A 17,560-nucleotide genomic window follows, 5' to 3' on the forward strand; every position below is an offset into this window, starting at 1 on the left:
GCTTGGCCTCGTTCAATTTCGCGCCTACCCGAGGCGCACGATTTCGCCGCTCTCGGCCGATTGCATCATCGCAAGCGTGAGTTCGAGCGAACGAAGGGCATCACGGCCGGTGGCGATCGGCATCGCCGCGCCGTCCAGCCAGGCCAGCAAGCCGTTGAGCTGGCGCGCCAGATCGCCATCAATGCGGCCATTGACTGTCGGCCAGTGCTGGGTATCGATCTCGCGCGAGTTGTCGCTTCCGGCGTAATAGAGACCACTGTCGCCGCACTGGACCTCGAACGCGCCCTCGGTGCCGATCAGCTCCATGCGGGCATCGATCATGTGGCGGGCACCCGAGGGCAGCGACCAGGCGCTCTCGAAATTCACCACTGTACCGCCGGAGAAACGCACGATCGCAGCTAGGCTGTCCTGCGTGCCTGCGGCGCCGAGAAGCCTGTCGGTCTGCTGCGCGTAGACCGAGACGGGGTGCTGCCCGTCGAGCATCCACAGCACCATGTCGACATCGTGGACGGTGACATGCAACGCCAGCGGCAGCTTGCCGCCATAGCGTTTGGGACCTTCGGTGCGAGCACTGTTGCGCCGGGCGTAGATGTGGATCGGCTCGCCGATCTTGCCTGATGTCATCAATTCTCTGGCGGCCGCGTAGCGCGGGTCGAAGCGCAGGAGATAGCCGACGCCGAGCTTGACCTTGGCCGCCTCGCAGGCCGCGATGATCGCCCGCGCATCTTCGACCTTCGAGGAAATCGGCTTTTCGACGAAGACGTTGATGCCGGCCTGGGCCACGGCAACCGCCGGCGCCAGATGCAGATTGTCGGGTGTGCAGATCGAGACGAGGTCGAGATCGCGCTCCACCGCCAGCAACGCCTCGTGGCTGGCGTAGACCTTGCAGCCCGGCGCCTTTGCCGCCACGACGCCGGCCAGGTCCAGATTGGGATCGACGATCGCCGCCAGTTCGCAGCCCACCATGTTAGCGAATATTGAGGCGTGCATGGAGCCCATGAAGCCCGCCCCGATAACGGTGACGCGGCGGCGCTTGATCATGACTGGTTCCTCTTCAATTGCGGGTTGGCGCCCCACGAAGCGACCTGATCGACGAAGCCGCGGGTTATGGCATCGGGCCGCGTGATGGCGCCGCCGACAACGATGAAACGCGCGCCGAGCTCGAAACAGCGGACGGCTTCCTGCGGGGTCCATATCCGCCCCTCGGCGACAAATGGCAGGCCGGCGCCGGCAAGTTGCTCCATCAACTGGAAGTCGGGGCCGCGCTGCTGGTTGGAGTAGGGCGTGTAACCGGCCATGGTGGTGCTGATGACGCTTGCGCCGGCGTCGATGGCGCGCTTGCCTTCGTCGAGTGTGCTGACATCGCCCATCGACAGACGTCCCCTCGCCTCGATCTTGCCGAACATCGTCTTGAGATCGGCTGGGCGGGGCCGGTTGGTGGCATCCAGGGCCACAATGTCTGCGCCCGCATCGATGACGGCTGCCACATCGGCAAGCGTCGGGGTGATGTAGATCTCGGTGTTGGGGCGGCGAGCCTTGACCAGGCCGATGACCGGAACACCGACCCGCCGGCGGACGGCTTCTATGTTCGCCGCACTCTCGATGCGAACTCCGGCAGCGCCGCCGAGGACGACAGACCGCGCAATGGCGGCAATGTGTTCGGGAGCTTCAAGCGGCATGCCGGAATCGGCCTGGCATGACACAACCAGCGTTCCATCAAGCTGAGCGAGCACATCGGCCTGCACTTGGGGCATCTCCTTCGGACGGAAGCGTTACCCCTCTAACCAATCGTGGATGAAACTTTTTGTCAAGTAGTCATTGATGATGAAAATTTCCTCCACAGAGCATTGCGACGCCCAGCAGGCCGGCGTCCGCTCCGGCCTGAGCAACAACGATGGGGCGCTGGAAAATGTGCGGCAACTGCAGCGAACGTGCCCGCAGAGCGTCAACGAAACCATCTGCAAGGCCGACGCCGCCGCCCACTGCGAAGCAATCGACATCCCCAGCCGCCGTCAAGTCGGCAAAGGCGTTGACCAGCGCTTCCACGGCCGTGGCGATCACCTGGCCGGCGGTCCTGTCGCCTTGCGCGGCGGCCTCGAACAGCGCGGGAGCAGCAACCGGGCGGCCGAGACGTTCGCTGCCACGGCGGGCGAGAGCCGTGCCCGAGGCAATCGTTTCCAGGCAGCCGCGCCGTCCGCACCCGCAGACGACGCCATCGGGCTCGGACATGGTATGCCCGACATGACCTGCCAGTCCTGTGGCGCCGGTCTGCAGCCGGCCATCGATCACCAGACCACAGCCGATGCCGGTGGAAACCGTGATGAACGCAAAATTGCGATAGCCGCGGCCGGCCCCGATGGTGAATTCGGCCCAGGCGGCCGCCTGGGCATCATTGACGACCAGCGGCGGCACGCCAAGCGCCCGTTCGAGCGCCAGAGCCAGAGGATAGCCGTTCTCGATGGGCAAGGTCTGCGGATTGAGCGCCGTGAGCGCACCGTCGCGAACGATGCCGGTGGTGGCGACAGCGACGGCACCGACCTGGGCCCTCGGCGCGAGACCGGCGATCGCCGCGACCAGATCGTCGCCCTTGCCTGTTCTGGGCGTCGCTATCTGCCGCCGGTCGATCAGCTGCCGTCCCCTGGCTTCAGCGGCGGCAATCTTGGTTCCGCCGATGTCAACCGCAAAGACCGGGCGATCAGAAGCTGCGGTCACTCACGACCTCCGCCGTGCGGCTGAGCAGCACGAGCCGCCCGGGATCCTGCCGCGTCATCTCGGCAACCAGCGCGTCGACGATGAGAAGCTGGCTGATCTTCGACGGGAAAGCACCGCCGGTCAGTGGCGTTTCCGGCCAAGACGCAATCAGGGCAAGATCGCAGGCGGCGATAAGCGGGCTCTTCGAGCGGTTGGAGATACCAATCACAAAAGCGCCCTTCGAGCGAGCAAGCTCGGCAATGCGCACCGCGTCTACGGTCGAGCCCGAACTCGAAATCACCACCTGCACGGTGCCCGGCTGCGCGGTTCCCGCCGCCATGACCGCCAGATGCGCGTCACCGAGCGCACGGCTCAGCTTGCCGATGCGGGTCATCTTGTAGGCAAGATATTGCGCCGTCACGCCGGAAGCGGCAATGCCGAAGCAATCGACTACCGTTGCCGCCAGAAGCTGTCGCGCGGCCTTGGCAATGTCTTCCCTCACAATCAGTTGCTCGGTCTCGCGCAGCGAGATGATCGCGGTTTCTACCAGCCGCTGAATATCGTCGGTCGGCGAGCCGATATCCCTGGCCCGCTCGTCGGTCGCCAGCTCCTTTGCCAAAGCGAGCTTGAAATCCTGGAAGCCAGTAAAGCCTTGATCGCGGCAGAAGCGCATGACGCTGGCCTCAGACGAAGCGGAAGCCTCGGCAAGCTCGGTTATGCTCTGGCGCAAGGTGGTGTCGGGCTGTGCCAGCACCGTGTCGGCGACGCGCGCCAGCGCCGGCGTCATGTCTCCAGCCGCCGCTCTCAGCGAGGCTATTAACGCGTGTGTCATGAAAATTCCTTGCTGCTGCGATTCCTAGAAATGCTCCGCCACCCAAGGCAGCGGTCCGGCAAACAGCTGGTCACACAAACGTATGTCCACCGCACTGCCGATGACTTGGCCATACTGCGCCAGTTTCGAGGCGCTGCGAAAGCCCGTGAATATCTGAACGAATGCCGGAGCCTGCACAGAGATGGTCGGACACGGCGTGCCGGTCGCCTCGCGAACCTCGACCGCGCCGGCCTTGATCTCGATTTCGAGCGCGAGTGGTGTTTCCGCTTGCCCGATCCGCAGCGCCAGCCGGGCGTCTTCGACATGGTAGCCACGCTGCCGCAAGGCGGCGGCGGGATCGAGCACGCCGGCAAGCCATTCCTCCTGGTGGGCAAGACGCCAGCCCTTGTCCGGCATCGCTGCCACCAAATCGTCCTGCGGGCCGCCATGCCAGCGCACGGCCGGATACACCGAGCGGAACCTGGCCAGGAAGGAGAGAACGCCTTGCGCAGCTTCCGGGGACCCGGTGTACCAATCACGGACTGTCAAACAGGTCTTGTTGCCCATATCAAGGATCAGATACGCAGCGTCGCCTTCTGCCAGGTAGGCGGCCAGCGCGTCGGTCGGCTTTCGCCGTAGCTCGTTCCAATGCGCCGGGCAACGGCTGAGCAGCCCTGCCTCCCCAAGCGTCTTGACGGCATAGTTGCTGGCAATGCGCGGATCATCCAGATCGACGCGTTCGAAGGCGAGCTTGCTCGCGACAGGTAGGCTAATTGTCTGCGCCTCATAGATGATCTCGTGGCCAGCGAGCTCGAACCCGCTCTTGCGATAGACCGGCCGCGTCGAGGCAAAGAGCGTGGCAATGGCCGCGCCGTTGCGTTGCGCCTCCTCGCACATTGCATCAACGAAGGGAACGGCCAGACCCTGGCCGCGGCACTCCGGTGCAATCGCTACATGCGCTATGTTGGCCGCTGATACGGGCTTTCCGTGAAAGATGTGCGCCGTTTCGAGCAGCGCCGCGCAGGCGTCCACGCGCATCCCTGCGCCACGCAGCAGCCGCAGAGAGCCGAGACCGACATTGGCGATGTATTCGTCAGAACGCTCCTTGCTGAAGCCAAAAGCCCAGCTCAGCAAGGAAGCGATTTCAGGGGCGTCCTTGGCGCTTGCCGGTTCCATTGCAGCTTTGAAGTTATTTTTCATCCATTGTCCTTTGGTGGCGATTTTCATCATAGCTTGAAAATGCCAATGCGCAACCGCCAAGCAGTGTCATCAGATGACTCGGTGGAACAACGCCCACGTGCTTCGAACCGAAAGCTCGGCGGCGGCGATCGAAGCCCGAACTCGAAATCCAACGTGTTGCGCAAGTCCATGTCAGGATGTTCCACGCTGAGCTCTCTGATTCCCACTCGGGTGATGAGAACATTCTTGATCGATTGGACGCGCTTCAAGCCTCCGCGGCCTCGACCTTCGCAGCGCGATACCGCCCGTAGCCGACCTTCACTAGCAGACCTTCCTCGCACATCCGGGACAGGCAACACCGGGGTCCCATGCCTATTCCTCGCAAGCCGCAATCACAGAATCGGCGGCTACCGGGCGGGAATACTGATGATCGGCAGCTTTGCGCCGCGTGGCGGCCGTAGAGTCAGCTTCGCCACTGCCTGAGAGCAGACATCGCTGGGGACCATAGTAGAGGGCATAATTGCGCCATTTCCGGGCATTCGCCGAGACAGTAGTAGAGTCCTCGTTTAGGGGTGGGTGAGCGGACCGTCCTAGCGATCTGCTCTCTATCCTTGTTTTCATCGCCCGGTTGCTAGTTGCCAGACACGCGCTTTATGATGGCTGCTTGAAGCGCCGATCCGGCCCGTGGCCCGAGCGGCTCGTTGTCCGGGAGGGGCGCTATGGCCCAGCAGGAGCAGTGGCAGCTGGAAGGCAGCGCCGCGGAACTGTATGAGCGCTACCTGGTCCCGGCAATCACGGCTCTGTGGGCCGCCGACCTGATGGATCGTGCTGCGCCTCAATCTGGTGAGCGGATTCTGGACGTAGCTTGCGGCACCGGCGTGGTGGCACGCTCGGCGGCCGAGCGTATGGGAAGTGGGCAGGTCGACGGCCTCGACATCAACACGGGCATGCTTGCCGTTGCTCGATCCCTCCCGAGAGGCGCTGGACCGCGTATCGACTGGCACGAGGGAAGCGCGCTCGAAATGCCGTTCCCTGGCTCCATCTTCGATCTGGTTCTTTGCCAGCTCGGACTGCAGTTTTTTCCCGACCGACCGAGTGCGCTACGTGAGATGTTCCGGGTTCTGGTGCCTGACGGCCGACTGGCCTTAAACGTTTTCAGCACTATTGAGCACACTCCTGCGGCAAAGGCGCTGGCGGATGCCTTGGATCGACACCTCGGTCCAGGCGCTTCGGCAACGAAACGGTCCGAGCATTCACTCGCCGATGCGGACGAGCTTTACCGATTGGTGGCCGGGGCGGGATTTCGTCAGGTGACCATCCAAACGACGACACAGAACATCCGATTCCCCTCGTCAAAGGAATATGTGCGACTACAGTTGGCAGCGACTCCGCAGGCTGGGCTGGTCAGCGGAATGGATGCCGGACATCGGGACGCAGTCATCGCAGCGATTGAGGGTGATCTAAGTTCTTCGCTGGCAATCTATTCAACTGGAGGGGAGTTGATGTTCCCCCAAGAGGCTCACGTCTTGCTCGCACGCAGATAGCACAGCTGACGTGGCGCTGTTGGACTGAAGGTCCGCTCCCACACCCTCTAGCGACGTTGCTGCCGTGCAAGGACGGCGGCCGTAAGACAAAGCTATTCCAGTTCCTAAACGACATTGGTGCGAGGGCATTGAGAATGCACTTGGGCCGCGTTCTCGAAATGTCGGAATCGTCAAAAACAAAATTCGAATATGAAAACAGGCTAGTGCAACGGTTCGGCGGTCAACAGGAATTTGACTTGTTCATTCCGATCCCCGCCCCCAACGTGCCGCCGCTGCCTTCCGAGCAATCTCGGCCCGGCGATTAGGTGACATATTCTCGGCGCGCTTCTTTCCGCCCTTCGCGCCGAGCGCTTTCGCGGCAGGGTCTTTGCCGTCGTCAATCACGTCGTCGGTCGAGCACGCAGACATGTGTCTCTTCCATTGAGATCCAAACCTGCACGCCCGAATCACTGGACCTCAGGCCAAACTCGCCCGCTTTGCGCCTTCCCGGATCGCGGTGATGGCCACAGGATTTGTGACCGGATATCCCACAATGAACCCCTCTGGAGTGAACTCGGGGAACTCGGTGCGCAGTCGCCCTGCGATCTTGCTCGCCCCGGCCTCATCCCCAATCAGCGCGTTGGCCATCGCCTGGAACAGCAGGGTGGCAGGCGAGTGGGCCGGAGCCTGATGGAAGGCCGTCAGGCACTCCTTATACTGGCCAGAGACAAAACAGCATCGGCCAAGCATTCCGTGATACCAGGAGACTTGGGAATTGTAGCGGATCGCGCGGCTCGCAAGTTCGCAGCCCTTCTGTGGGTCGCCAGCAACGAACGCCAGATTTCCCGCGAGCATGGCCAGGTTATCGGCGCAGTGGGGCGCGGCCGAGAGGATTCGGTCCTGCTCATCGAGAGCGGCGTCGAAATTTCCCTGCAAAGCCCAAAGTGACGCCATGCAAAGGCGCGCATCGGTATCGCCCGGATCAAGCTCCAGCGCCCTTTCCATGCACTGCGCAAATCGCTGCATTGCAGCGGCCCTGTCGCCGATAAAGCCATTGAATGCCCCGACGCTGTAGGCGAGTCCGAGCAAGGTCCATGCTCGCGAGAGCCCGGGATCGAGTTCCACCGCCTTGGATAGGAGACGGATTGCTTCCGCGTTGGAGAGCCGGGTGTAGAGGTTGTGCTGCTCGACGCCGAGCAGATAGCAATCATATGCCTGCAAATTCGCCGGAGGCTTGCGCCGGACGACATCCCGCCGGAACTTCACGAGTTTCCCGCCGCAACTGGCCAGAACGTTGACGACGTTTTCGGTGACCAGGTCCTGCATCGCGAACAGGTCGTCGCCCGACTGATCGTATCGTGCCGACCAAAGGTCGGCTCCGCTGCCGGCATCGGCAAGCTGCACGGAGACGCGGATCTGACCTCCGGCGGCCTGCAGGGTTCCCTCAAGGACATAGTCTGCGTTCAGTTCGCGCCCGATGGACCGGATGTCGTCGCCCCTCCCCCTGTATGAAAGCATGGTCTGGCGGGAGATGACGGCAAGGTCAGGATAGCGCGCGAGATCGGCAATGATGTCCGCCGACAAGCCATCCGCCAAGCGGTTCCAACGCTCGTCCGAGCCAAGGTTGTCGAACGGTAGGACGGCCATGACCGATGGCCCGGATCGAGCATGGGCAAGAGATTGTTCGGATTTATTACGGTGATCCGCAATGAGGGCGGCCAGCGCCGTTTTGCTGGAAACGCCAAGCTTCCGATAGATCGTGGACAAGTGCGTTCTGACCGTGGCGGGCGATATGAACAGTGTCCTGCCAATTTCCCGATAGGACATACCCTCGGCGAACTTGGCGGCAACGACCCACTCACGCTCGGAAAGCGCTGGCAGCAGCTTTGTTGGATCCACGTGTTGGAGCATTATTTCACGTATCGGATCAGCAGAATTCTGGGAAACTTTAGCACAGTTTTCTTGGCTGCATGATCGAAATGCTGCATTTGCACGCCGAACTGAACGGCAGCTTTCCGCCAATGCGACCGTTCATTTATCGCCACAGGAACGCACTCAACGGGTCACGGATCGCCGTATGGCTGCTCATAAGGAAGGGCAGAGAATGGTCGGGAGTGGAATGGCCGCTTTCTGTATATCCGCTCACAATAGCTGCCAGTCCGCTTCCGGCCGACAGCTGCCGGGCGGCAATGCGCCGCATGGCAGTCGTTCCTACAGGCCTGTCCATTTGCCAAAGGCGGACGTTGGCGGGACAGCGCCCGAGGTAGCGGTTGCGCCATCGGCAGACATTCGCGTGAGCTACATCAGGCAGGGAGCGCCGCGGCGGAGCCCTGCCGCTAGCCCGTCACCTATGTACGCATTTGGCCGCCGTCCACTGCAATTACTTGGCCGGTGACCCAGCTTGCCAAATCGCTAGCAAGGAACAGGGCAACATTCGCCACCTCTTGGGCCGTACCAAGTCGACCGAACGGAACGCGTTGCATCGTGGCCTGGTATGCATCGGGCTCTTCGAACTTGCGCTTCTCCCAAAGCCCCCCCGGAAATTCGATTGAACCCGGAGCGATAGCGTTTACGCGAATGCGATGGTTTGACAGCGCCAGTGCTTCTGAGATTGTATAGTTGATGACTGCGGCCTTGACCGCTGCGTAGGCGGGAATACGGGCTGATCCTGTGAGCCCGCGAATTGAACTGATGTTGACGATCGCGCCCGCACCCGATCTTTCGAGGAAGGGCACTGCGGCTCGCGTGGCACGCACAGTGCCCAACACGTCAATGTTAATCCCTGCGGACCAGGCATCCTCGTCGTCTCCTTTGCTCATGCCTGAGGCGTTGTTGACAAGCACATCGATGCCTCCAAGTGCCGCGCCAGCACCAGCAATAAATTTAAGGGTTGAAGCTTCGTCGCCAATGTCACAGATCGCTGTGTGTACCCCAGCGTCGTAACGCGCAATTTCCGCTGCACCAGCGTCAAGCCCCTCCTTTCCGCGTGCGCATATGGCAACGCGAGCCCCCGCCTGCGCGAAAATCAGCGCTATCGCGTGTCCAATACCCCGGCTGGCAGCCGTGACGACGACCGACTTGTTTGCAAATGACAGGTGCATGAAGGTCTCCTCCGTTTACCGCCTCGAAGCACAATTCCAAGAACACCAATGAATGCTTGCACCTGCCCAGCTCCTAGTCGGGCTTGGGCCAGAAGTAGACGCAGCCGCTAGCGTACCGGTGGCGCTGCAAAGCCCAGCGAGATGGCGCTTTGGCGGTCCTACCCCATAAAATCAGCACCCTTTGACTGGACATCATACAATAGCGAAGCAAGGCAGCACCGCCTACAAAAACCAGCCGGATTCTCCGGCCGCACCCGACGCGGGTTTGTGTCGGTACAGGCGCCGGATGGTCCAACGCGCCGGAATTGACTGAGACCAGCATCAACACCATTGCTAAGGAAACCGGTCCCGACTCGCGCACACTAGTCTGTCGCCACAGATGACGACGTCGCTCCCGAGGCCGTTCGCATGAGGCATACGGAGGTTTGACCCGAGGCTGGCTTACGCACGGCGCGACGTGAAGGGCCGCTTTGCGCCGGCGGGTCGGTCGTTCAGCACAGCCAATCCATTCCCCCGAAAGCTGCCATCCCTCCGCGCTACACAGGGTGCGAAAACGAGAGAACGCTCAGCACCAGCCGCCGCTGACGCATTGCTCCGCAAACGCCCCTTCCACGTCAGTCGCCAATTCTGACGATATTCAGCGCAAAACACCGAAATGCCGCCGCAGTCGGTGCATTCTGCGGCACCAGCCGCCGATACTGCTAGGGCTCATTGATTGCCGAGGCCCCATGTCCCCTTTGATCCACCACGTCAACAGCGACGAAACGCTGCCCAAGTCAGCCGATGTCGTGGTGATCGGTGGCGGGATGGTGGGCGCCAGCGCGGCCTATTTCCTGGCACGCCGCGGCCTGTCGGTGGCGCTCATCGAAAAGGGTTATGTCGGCTGCGAACAGTCTAGCCGAAACTGGGGCTGGTGCCGTCGACAAAACCGGGATGAACGCGAGCTGCCCATTGCCAATCTGGCGCTACGGCTATGGGAAGATCTCACCAAAGACATCGGGCACGACCTTGGCTTCCGCCGATGCGGGCTCACCTACGCGACGAACGATGCCAAGCAGCTCGCCGAATGGGACAAGTGGCGCGAGGTGGCCCGTCGGTTCGACGTGAAGACACGGATGCTTACGGGCGACCAGACCAATGCCGCCGTTGCTGCGGCTGGCGGCCGCAAGTGGTTGGGCGGTGTGCATGCGGCAGACGATGGCAAGGCCGAGCCCTGGCTCGCCGCCCCTCGTATCGCCGAAGGCGCGCGCATGCATGGCGCGACCATTCATCAGAACTGCGCGGCACGCGGCCTCGATATCACCAACGGCCAGGTGAGCGGCGTCGTTACCGAGAAAGGCACTATCCGCACTAGCGCGGTACTCAGTGCCGGGGGTGCATGGACTTCAGCCTTCCTGCGCATGCATGCGGTTTCACTGCCGCAGGCCAGCGTCCGCCAGACCGCCCTACGGACCGCTCCCGCACCGGATCTTGGCGGCGCAATCTATACCTCTGACTGCGCCCTCACACGCCGGATCGATGGCAGCTACACTATTGCCATCAGCGGCAGGGCGACGCTGGAGCTCACGCCCCAGAGCATCCGCTACGCCCGCCCGTTCATGCCGATGTTCGTCAAACGACTTAGTGCCATCGAGATCGGCATGGGCCGCTCGTTCTTCCAGGGCCCGGAAACACTCGTTCGCTGGCGTCTCGACAGGCCAACCCCCTTCGAACGAATCCGCGTACTCGATCCTGCCCCGGACAGGCGGCTGGCGGCAGCCATAATGACGCGGGTAAAAGCCCTGTTTCCCGCCGTTGCCGATGCCGGCATCGTGTCCTCCTGGGGCGGATATGTCGACTGCACGCCGGACGCCATACCGGTAATTTCACCGGCGGACAGCATCGGCGGAGTGTTCGTCGCCACAGGCTGTTCCGGGCACGGCTTCGGCGCCGGCCCTGGCATTGGCCATCTGGCGGCGGACCTGGTCGCGGGCGACGTCCCTTGCGTCGATCCGACACCATTCCGCCTCTCGCGCTTCTCGGACAGATCGAAAATTGAAGTTGGCGCTATCTGATGCGACTTGGCCGCGCAGCGACAATGATCGGCCTTCCTAGCAACTAGATGGAAAACCCATGTCAGTTCAAACTCCGAGCGCTGCCGCTAGAAAGCTGGCTTTCATCCATACGGTTGCCGGCCTTGTTCCCGAGTTCGAGGGGCTCGCCAAACAGCATTTGCCCGATTGGAAGCCGTTCGCGATCGTCGACGAGAGCCTCTTGAGGGATACTATTGCGCAGGGGGCTCTATCCGATATGACGAAACGAAGGCTCGCGACCTACATATGGTCGGCAGTCGACGCGGGGGCAGACGCGATTGTCGTCACATGCTCGACTCTCGGACTGGCAGTCGACGCCATTGTGCCGCTTTGCCCTGTGCCGCTGTTCCGTATTGATGAAGGCATGGCCAGAGCCGCTGTCGAGGGTGGAAACCGCATAGGCGTCCTGGCCACCTTATCCACGACGCTGGCGCCAACAGTGGATTTACTGAAGCGACAAGCCTGCGAGGCGGGCAAGGACGTGGCGATCGACAATGTACTTGTTCAGGGCGCGTTTCAGCTCCTCGCCGGCGGGGACGTCGAGGCCCATGACGCGCAAATCCGCCAAGCTCTCGAAGAGCTGTCGCAGAAGGTCGACGTGATCGTCTTGGCGCAGGCCTCAATGGCCCGTGCAGTGCGGGGGATGGCCTACAGTCTTCCAGTTCTGACGAGCCCTGTGCTTGGTGTAGAAAACGTGAAACGGCAGTTAGAGCACCTGACAGTTGTCCTTGGCGCGTATCGCGGACGATTTTCACCGGAGCGACCGATCTCGCTAGTACCTGGGCGCGGCAGGGCTTGCGGGTGGTCCAGGCCATTGGAATTCCCGACGACCCAATAGTTGCCGAAAGCGCGGAAGCGGTCGTTGTCGCGCTCAAATCACGAACGGCGCCCACAGATGAGGCAGTGGCCGATTCCCTTGCGGCACACCGCTGGCTCAAGTCGGTCGGCGCGCAACAGATCATTCGCTGAGTTTCGCCAACTCGCCAAGCGCGTCATCGGCCACCCAAAGGGATGGCCCGCGGCATTGGAGGAAAGTCAAAGAAGCGATCGCGGGGCCGAATCCGAGACCTACCGGCGTGAGTCCGCAATTAGCTTTGCGGCTACCAAAACCCGCCGGACCGCTTTCGGCTAAAACACGACGGTCAAGCGGCCTTCGGAAGGACGGCACGATAAGCGGCGGTAACCCGCCTTCACGAGCAGTCCCTCGCCTCGGCGGCCTACGTCCGATCGACGCCCTCCGCGAAGGCCGGATTGGCGAGGTCATCGAAGCGCGCGATCCTATGACAACTCGGCGTGGCCTGAAGGTCAGGTCGCCGTCCACGCAGCAGCGCAATACCACCCATGGCCGACCTTCACGAGCAGCCCTTCCTCGCACATCCGGGAGAGATAGCACCGTGGGATGCCGATGTCGGTGAGATCGCGAGTCCGCACCTCGCCGCGCTCTTGCGCCAGAGCAACGGCGCGATCCCGCAGCGATGGCGGCCGCCCACCTGAAAGGCGTAGTGCTTCTGCGCGGTCCCGATCACGTTTTCGCATTTGATGCGGCCGTGGCGCGTCTCGGCGTAGCTCTATGGCGAATTCGTATTTCGCCGCTTCGTCGATCCCGGGGAGCCACCGCCTTTTCTACGCCAAGGCTCGATTTTGCACACCAGCGTGCGATTTTCCCCGCGCTTCGTTCGCTCTGCTGGAATGGCTAGCGAACAGCTGTGAAGCTGATCGAAGTCAGTGGTAGGTTAGCGCATGCGCGCGATCACAGAGGAAAAGAAAGGTCAGGACCGCCCTTGTCTTCCATTCCGTCGGAACATGGCGCGCTTGTCCTTCCACTCGTAGAGCCAAGGCCTGCCCCGCTAGAAGGGCACTGCCTTAGGCCCTGGATCACGTTTGGGGCCGGAAGCTGATTGACAGCTTTTGGTGCGCAGAATGTTAATAGCGGATAGTTCGACCGGGCGGGATACTGACCCAAAGGAACCTGCACCCACGATAGACTTAGTTACGCCAGAAGCGGACGAGTTAGCGTTCGTTGGGGAAGTCATCATGGCAGGTAACCATCGGGAGTCTCATTCGGCTCTGTGGTCGCGCTCGCCACCAGGAAATCTGCTTCGGCGGGGCGTCTCGCGTGATGATGAGAACTCTACGCTTTAGGCCCTCTGAAATGACATTCGGAAGCAGATCGAAATTTGCTGAAGTCAGGGCGTCCTTCTCACCACCTCCTTCTCGGATTTAGGCATAGCCGCCCGCCCGCCACGGCGCCCTTCAGGCGATGAGTGCTGCTTGCCTGCGTCAGATCACAAACACTGCCCGCCTCATCCCGGGTTCGATAGTCTCATGCAGCGGTTCTCATCCATGCCAGGAAGGACTCTTTCACCGCGGATCGCGGACTGTGGTGCATCCAGACGACATAAAAGCTGTAGCCCGGCAGGGACAATGGATGCGCCTTGACGAGCGAGCCGTTTTCCAGTTCACGGCCAACCACTACGTCACTGCAGATCGCAATGCCTTGCCCGGCGACAACCGCATCGATCGCATGCAGTTCCTCGCGGAAGCTCAAATCCCAAGCTTTATCCGGGATCAGCTCTGGATCGATCGAGCGGGCCGTCGCCAGCCACCGGGACCAGGTGGGAGCGTCCGGATCACGGTTCATCCAGTCAAAGTGGATCAACGGATAACGCAGGAGATCGGCAGCACGCTCAATCGCTCGCCCGTCGCTTGCCAACAATCGGGGACTGCAGACGGGAAAGAAGGAATCGCGGCATATCTCGTGCGCTGCAAGGCCCAAAGGCGGGCGACGTGTGTAGCGGATCGCCACATCCGCCGCGCCGGCGCGCAGATCGAGCAGCGCGTCAGTCCCGATGATCTCCAAGGGTATGGCCGGGTTGGCCTCTCGCCATTTCGGTAGCCGGGGCACCAGCCATCGGCTCGCGAAGGCGTTCGGGCTCGTTACCCGCAATGGCGCTTGAACATCCGGCTCGGCGACCGCGGCAAGGGAGCCAGCGAGAAGATCAAAGGCGTTGCGGAGGATCGGAAATAGTCGCGCTCCCGCACTCGTCAGCACGAGCGGGCGCGGGCGGCGCTGGAACAGCTTGAGACCGCATATCTCTTCCAGCAAGCGGACCTGATGGCTGATCGCTGTCGGCGTCACGCCGAGCTCCGCCGCCGCGGCCTTGAAGCTGCCGTGCCGGGCGGCGGCCTCGAAGGCGTACAAAGCGCGCAGCGGCGGGCGGTTTCCCATGCTGGCAGCGTAGATGAATTCCGCTCATCCAGCAGCTAAGAATTTCGCTTTTGCAGAAGGTTGCGTCCCCGTGAGACCATAGTCCTGCCGGAACCGGGGGCGATATCGATGGAGATTCCACGACAGACCGAAGCGTTATTGGGCCGATCCCATTCTCGGAGCACGCCGATCGAACAGCTGCGGCAAGGATTACGGGGCGAGCTGGTGTTGCCGACAGACGCTGCTTACGACCAGGCGCGCAGGGTCTGGAACGGGGCGATCGACAAACGCCCTGCTGCAATTGTCTTTTGCGCCGATCCCGATGACGTCGTCCATGCCGTGACCTATGCCAGGTCACAAGGCTTTGTCGTGGCAGTTCGCAGCGGCGGCCACAACGTCGCCGGTCTGTCCGTCTGCGACGATGGGATGGTGATCGATCTATCCCGCATGAAGAAGATCGCAGTCGATCCTGAGCGCCGCATCGCCAGGGCCGAAGCTGGTCTGACCCTTTGCGAGTTCGACGCAGCCACACAGGCGCACGGTCTTGCAACGACCATGGGCGTCAACGGCGACACCGGTATTGCCGGCCTCACGCTCGGTGGAGGCTTCGGCAAGCTCGGGCGAAAGCATGGTCTGAGCTGCGATAATTTGATCGCGGCTGAAATTGTCACGGCCGACGGACGGCTGTTGCGAACAAGCGCCAGCGAGCATCCCGAACTGTTCTGGGCCTTGCACGGCGGCGGAGGCAATTTCGGCGTGGTGACGGCGTTCGAATACCGACTGCACCCGCTCGGCCCGACCCTTCTCACGGGCTCGGTGCTTCACGCCTACGATCAGGCGCGCGAGGCCATGCGGTTTTACGACAAATTCTCCCGTGACGCCCCGGACGAGGTGAGCGTCGATGCCGCACTCGTTACACTGCCCTCGGGCGACCGTGCCTTCAGCATCTCGGCTTGCTATGTCGGGGCACCCGAAGCGGGCGAATTCGTCATCGCTCCGCTGATGAAATTCGGATCCCCCGTCGAAAGCCGCCTTCAAGCCGTTCCTTATCTTCAGATTCAATCGGCGGGCGACAGCCTCTTTCCACGCGGGCGACGCTATTACTGGAAAGCGCAGTTCCTGCATCAGATCACAGATGGTGCGATCGACGCGCTGCTCGACAGTTACGCGAAGGCTCCCAATCACTCGTCCCTGCTGGTTTTCCAGCAGGTCGGCGGAGCGATCGCCCGTGTGCCGGCGCCACACGCGCCCTACGCTAATCGCGATGCGGTCTTTGACTGTTTCCCGATCGCCATCTGGGACGATCCGGTCGATGACGAGGTAAACATGCGCTGGGCGCGCGACCTGTGGAATGCGGTCAGACCATTCTCCACCGGCGGTGTCTATGCCAACAATCTTGGTGATGAGGGTGACGAGCGCGTGCGTGATGCTTACGGTGGCAATTATGCACGCCTCGCCGCTATCAAGAAGCAATACGACCCGACCAATTTCTTCCGACTGAATCAAAATATCAGGCCCGAGTAGTTTGGATCCGGGGGAACCGTGCACTGTCGCTGGACGATCCTTGCTGTCCTGTTTGTCGCCCGCGCCGCAATGGCGTTTCAGTTTCAGAGCGTCGGCGCCGTCGCGCCTCTTGTCAGCGATAGCCTCGGTGCGAGCCTGGCCGACATAGGTATTCTGATCGGGCTCTATCTTGCACCAGGAGTCGCGTTGGCCCTGCCTGGCGCGACCATCGGCCAACGCCATGGCGACAAGGTGACCGTTCTCGCCGGCCTCCTGATGATGCTGGCGGGTGAGCTGCTGATGATGGCTTCGACGTCCTGGAGCCTGCAGATCGGCGGCCGACTGATCGGCGGCACAGGCGGTGTCCTTCTGAACGTCCTGATGACCAAGATGGTCGCCGACTGGTTTGCCGGCCGGGAGATCGCAACCGCCATGGCCATCTACATCAACTCGTGGCCAGCGGGCATCGCCATCGCTCTCATGCTGCTGCCGGCAATCGGAACGACGTTCGGGATGACCGCCGTGGGCATTGCCGTTTCGGTACTGATCATCGTCAGCCTCGGCCTGATGTCCTTCGTCTATCGCGCCCCGGATGTACCACCCGCCGGTGGAGGTGACCGCCGCGGCATCTCCGCCCGGACAACCTATGCCCTGATCGCCGCCGGCTTGATCTGGTGCCTCTACAATGTCGGCTTCGCAATGGTCTTCAGCTTCGGTCCTTCGATGCTCGTCGAGCGCGGGTGGTCCAACTCGGCGGCGGGATCGACGATCAGCGTCGTGCTTTGGCTGGCTACGCTTTCGGTTCCCCTGGGCGGCTTGCTGGCCAATCGCAGCAAACGCGGCGGCGCAGTCCTCGTCGCGGGCTGTGTGGGCTTTGCATTTCTGATGCTCCTTCTGTCGCGAAGCGGACCAATGCCAGCCCTCATCATCGCAATGGGGATCGTATGCGGCTTGCCTGCCGGCGCGATCATGAGCTTGCCGACGCGCGTGCTCAATCAGAAGACGCGCTCGATCGGGATGGGAGTGTTCTACACCGTCTACTATGCCGGCATGCTGGCCGGACCGGCGATCGGCGGCAAACTTGCAACCTGGGCCGGCACCGCGGCCGCCGCACTCGATTTCGGCGCTGCCGCGCTCCTCCTTTGCCCTCTCCTTCTTTGGTCATTCCACAGGATCAGCCGCCAGGCAAGCCTTTTGCCATCGGTGCGGGGGGAGCGCTCAGCTCGTACACCGTCCTCCTAAGCGTCGAAGAGACGATGGAAGCCCTTGGGAAGGCGAAGTCGATCCGGTATCGCCAGCCAGGATCGTATAAGGCCGGCAACTGAGCCCCGCCAGCGCACGTTGTCGAAGACTGATTCATTATGCACCCCCTCTTCAAATGGCGGGAAACAGCGATTTCTGATTATCGTCGTTGATGATACGCGGAGATTTGCGCGCCAAATCGGCCTTGATCCGTTCATCTTCAAGGTCGC

Annotated in this window: 15 protein-coding genes; 6 read left to right on the top strand and 9 right to left on the bottom strand. The window is 62.0% G+C overall.

Annotation, left to right across the window (positions count from 1 at the left end; translation table 11 throughout):
• Positions 1-24: 24 nt before the first annotated feature.
• The 5 genes from D3227_RS34495 to D3227_RS34515 form a co-directional block, all read right to left on the bottom strand.
• Entirely contained in the window at positions 25-1,041 is a 1,017-nt protein-coding gene (locus D3227_RS34495; protein ID WP_120018600.1) for a Gfo/Idh/MocA family protein, read from the bottom strand.
• Entirely contained in the window at positions 1,038-1,745 is a 708-nt protein-coding gene (locus tag D3227_RS34500) for an N-acetylmannosamine-6-phosphate 2-epimerase (RefSeq protein ID WP_245452034.1), read from the bottom strand. The genes D3227_RS34495 and D3227_RS34500 overlap by 4 nt, the downstream gene beginning before the upstream one ends.
• 70 nt (positions 1,746-1,815) lie before the next feature.
• Positions 1,816-2,712: an N-acetylmannosamine kinase gene (locus D3227_RS34505; protein WP_120018602.1), complete on the bottom strand. Its 897-nt coding sequence runs from the start codon at positions 2,710-2,712 to the stop codon at positions 1,816-1,818.
• A complete protein-coding gene (locus tag D3227_RS34510) occupies positions 2,696-3,523 on the bottom strand; it encodes a MurR/RpiR family transcriptional regulator (RefSeq protein ID WP_120018603.1) in 828 nt (275 codons plus the stop codon). The genes D3227_RS34505 and D3227_RS34510 overlap by 17 nt, the downstream gene beginning before the upstream one ends.
• Positions 3,524-3,547: 24 nt before the next feature.
• On the bottom strand, positions 3,548-4,702 hold the full coding sequence (locus D3227_RS34515; protein ID WP_245452035.1) for a GNAT family N-acetyltransferase: 1,155 nt from the start codon (positions 4,700-4,702) through the stop codon (positions 3,548-3,550).
• Positions 4,703-5,400: 698 nt separating this feature from the next.
• Here D3227_RS34515 and D3227_RS34520 point away from each other — a divergent pair.
• Positions 5,401-6,225, top strand: coding sequence for a class I SAM-dependent methyltransferase (locus tag D3227_RS34520; RefSeq protein ID WP_120018604.1), 825 nt, complete (start codon positions 5,401-5,403; stop codon positions 6,223-6,225).
• A 456-nt stretch (positions 6,226-6,681) separates the two neighbouring features.
• Here D3227_RS34520 and D3227_RS34525 read toward each other — a convergent pair whose 3' ends face one another.
• A complete protein-coding gene (locus tag D3227_RS34525) occupies positions 6,682-8,115 on the bottom strand; it encodes a LuxR C-terminal-related transcriptional regulator (RefSeq protein ID WP_120018605.1) in 1,434 nt (477 codons plus the stop codon).
• Positions 8,116-8,552: 437 nt separating this feature from the next.
• The gene (locus tag D3227_RS34530) at positions 8,553-9,305 is read right to left on the bottom strand and encodes an SDR family NAD(P)-dependent oxidoreductase (protein WP_120018606.1); all 753 of its coding nucleotides are present in this window, start codon (positions 9,303-9,305) and stop codon (positions 8,553-8,555) included.
• Between the two features lie 728 nt (positions 9,306-10,033).
• Here D3227_RS34530 and D3227_RS34535 point away from each other — a divergent pair.
• From D3227_RS34535 to D3227_RS44535, 3 genes are read left to right on the top strand one after another with little or no spacing between them, the layout of a single operon-like run.
• On the top strand, positions 10,034-11,359 hold the full coding sequence (locus tag D3227_RS34535; RefSeq protein ID WP_120018607.1) for an NAD(P)/FAD-dependent oxidoreductase: 1,326 nt from the start codon (positions 10,034-10,036) through the stop codon (positions 11,357-11,359).
• A 58-nt stretch (positions 11,360-11,417) separates the two neighbouring features.
• Positions 11,418-12,215 carry an aspartate/glutamate racemase family protein gene (locus D3227_RS34540; protein ID WP_167480988.1) on the top strand — a complete coding sequence of 266 codons (798 nt, stop codon included), beginning with the start codon at positions 11,418-11,420 and terminating at the stop codon, positions 12,213-12,215.
• On the top strand, positions 12,179-12,346 hold the full coding sequence (locus D3227_RS44535; RefSeq protein ID WP_425374585.1) for a four-carbon acid sugar kinase family protein: 168 nt from the start codon (positions 12,179-12,181) through the stop codon (positions 12,344-12,346). Before D3227_RS34540 ends, D3227_RS44535 begins: the two co-directional genes overlap by 37 nt.
• Before the next feature lie 336 nt (positions 12,347-12,682).
• Here the strand turns inward: D3227_RS44535 and D3227_RS34550 are convergent, their stop codons facing one another.
• Together D3227_RS34550 and D3227_RS34555 are read right to left on the bottom strand one after the other, a co-directional pair.
• Positions 12,683-12,913: a type IV toxin-antitoxin system AbiEi family antitoxin domain-containing protein gene (locus D3227_RS34550; RefSeq protein WP_120018608.1), complete on the bottom strand. Its 231-nt coding sequence runs from the start codon at positions 12,911-12,913 to the stop codon at positions 12,683-12,685.
• Between the two features lie 787 nt (positions 12,914-13,700).
• Positions 13,701-14,606 carry a LysR substrate-binding domain-containing protein gene (locus D3227_RS34555; protein WP_120018609.1) on the bottom strand — a complete coding sequence of 302 codons (906 nt, stop codon included), beginning with the start codon at positions 14,604-14,606 and terminating at the stop codon, positions 13,701-13,703.
• 108 nt (positions 14,607-14,714) lie between these two features.
• On the opposite strand from D3227_RS34555, the gene D3227_RS34560 reads away from it, so the two are divergent.
• Positions 14,715-16,109 carry an FAD-binding oxidoreductase gene (locus D3227_RS34560; RefSeq protein ID WP_120018610.1) on the top strand — a complete coding sequence of 465 codons (1,395 nt, stop codon included), beginning with the start codon at positions 14,715-14,717 and terminating at the stop codon, positions 16,107-16,109.
• 18 nt (positions 16,110-16,127) lie between these two features.
• A complete protein-coding gene (locus D3227_RS34565) occupies positions 16,128-17,330 on the top strand; it encodes an MFS transporter (protein ID WP_120018611.1) in 1,203 nt (400 codons plus the stop codon).
• Positions 17,331-17,560: the final 230 nt, after the last annotated feature.

The sequence above is a fragment of the Mesorhizobium waimense genome (assembly GCF_003601975.1).
Classification (GTDB): Bacteria; Pseudomonadota; Alphaproteobacteria; order Rhizobiales; family Rhizobiaceae; genus Mesorhizobium; species Mesorhizobium waimense.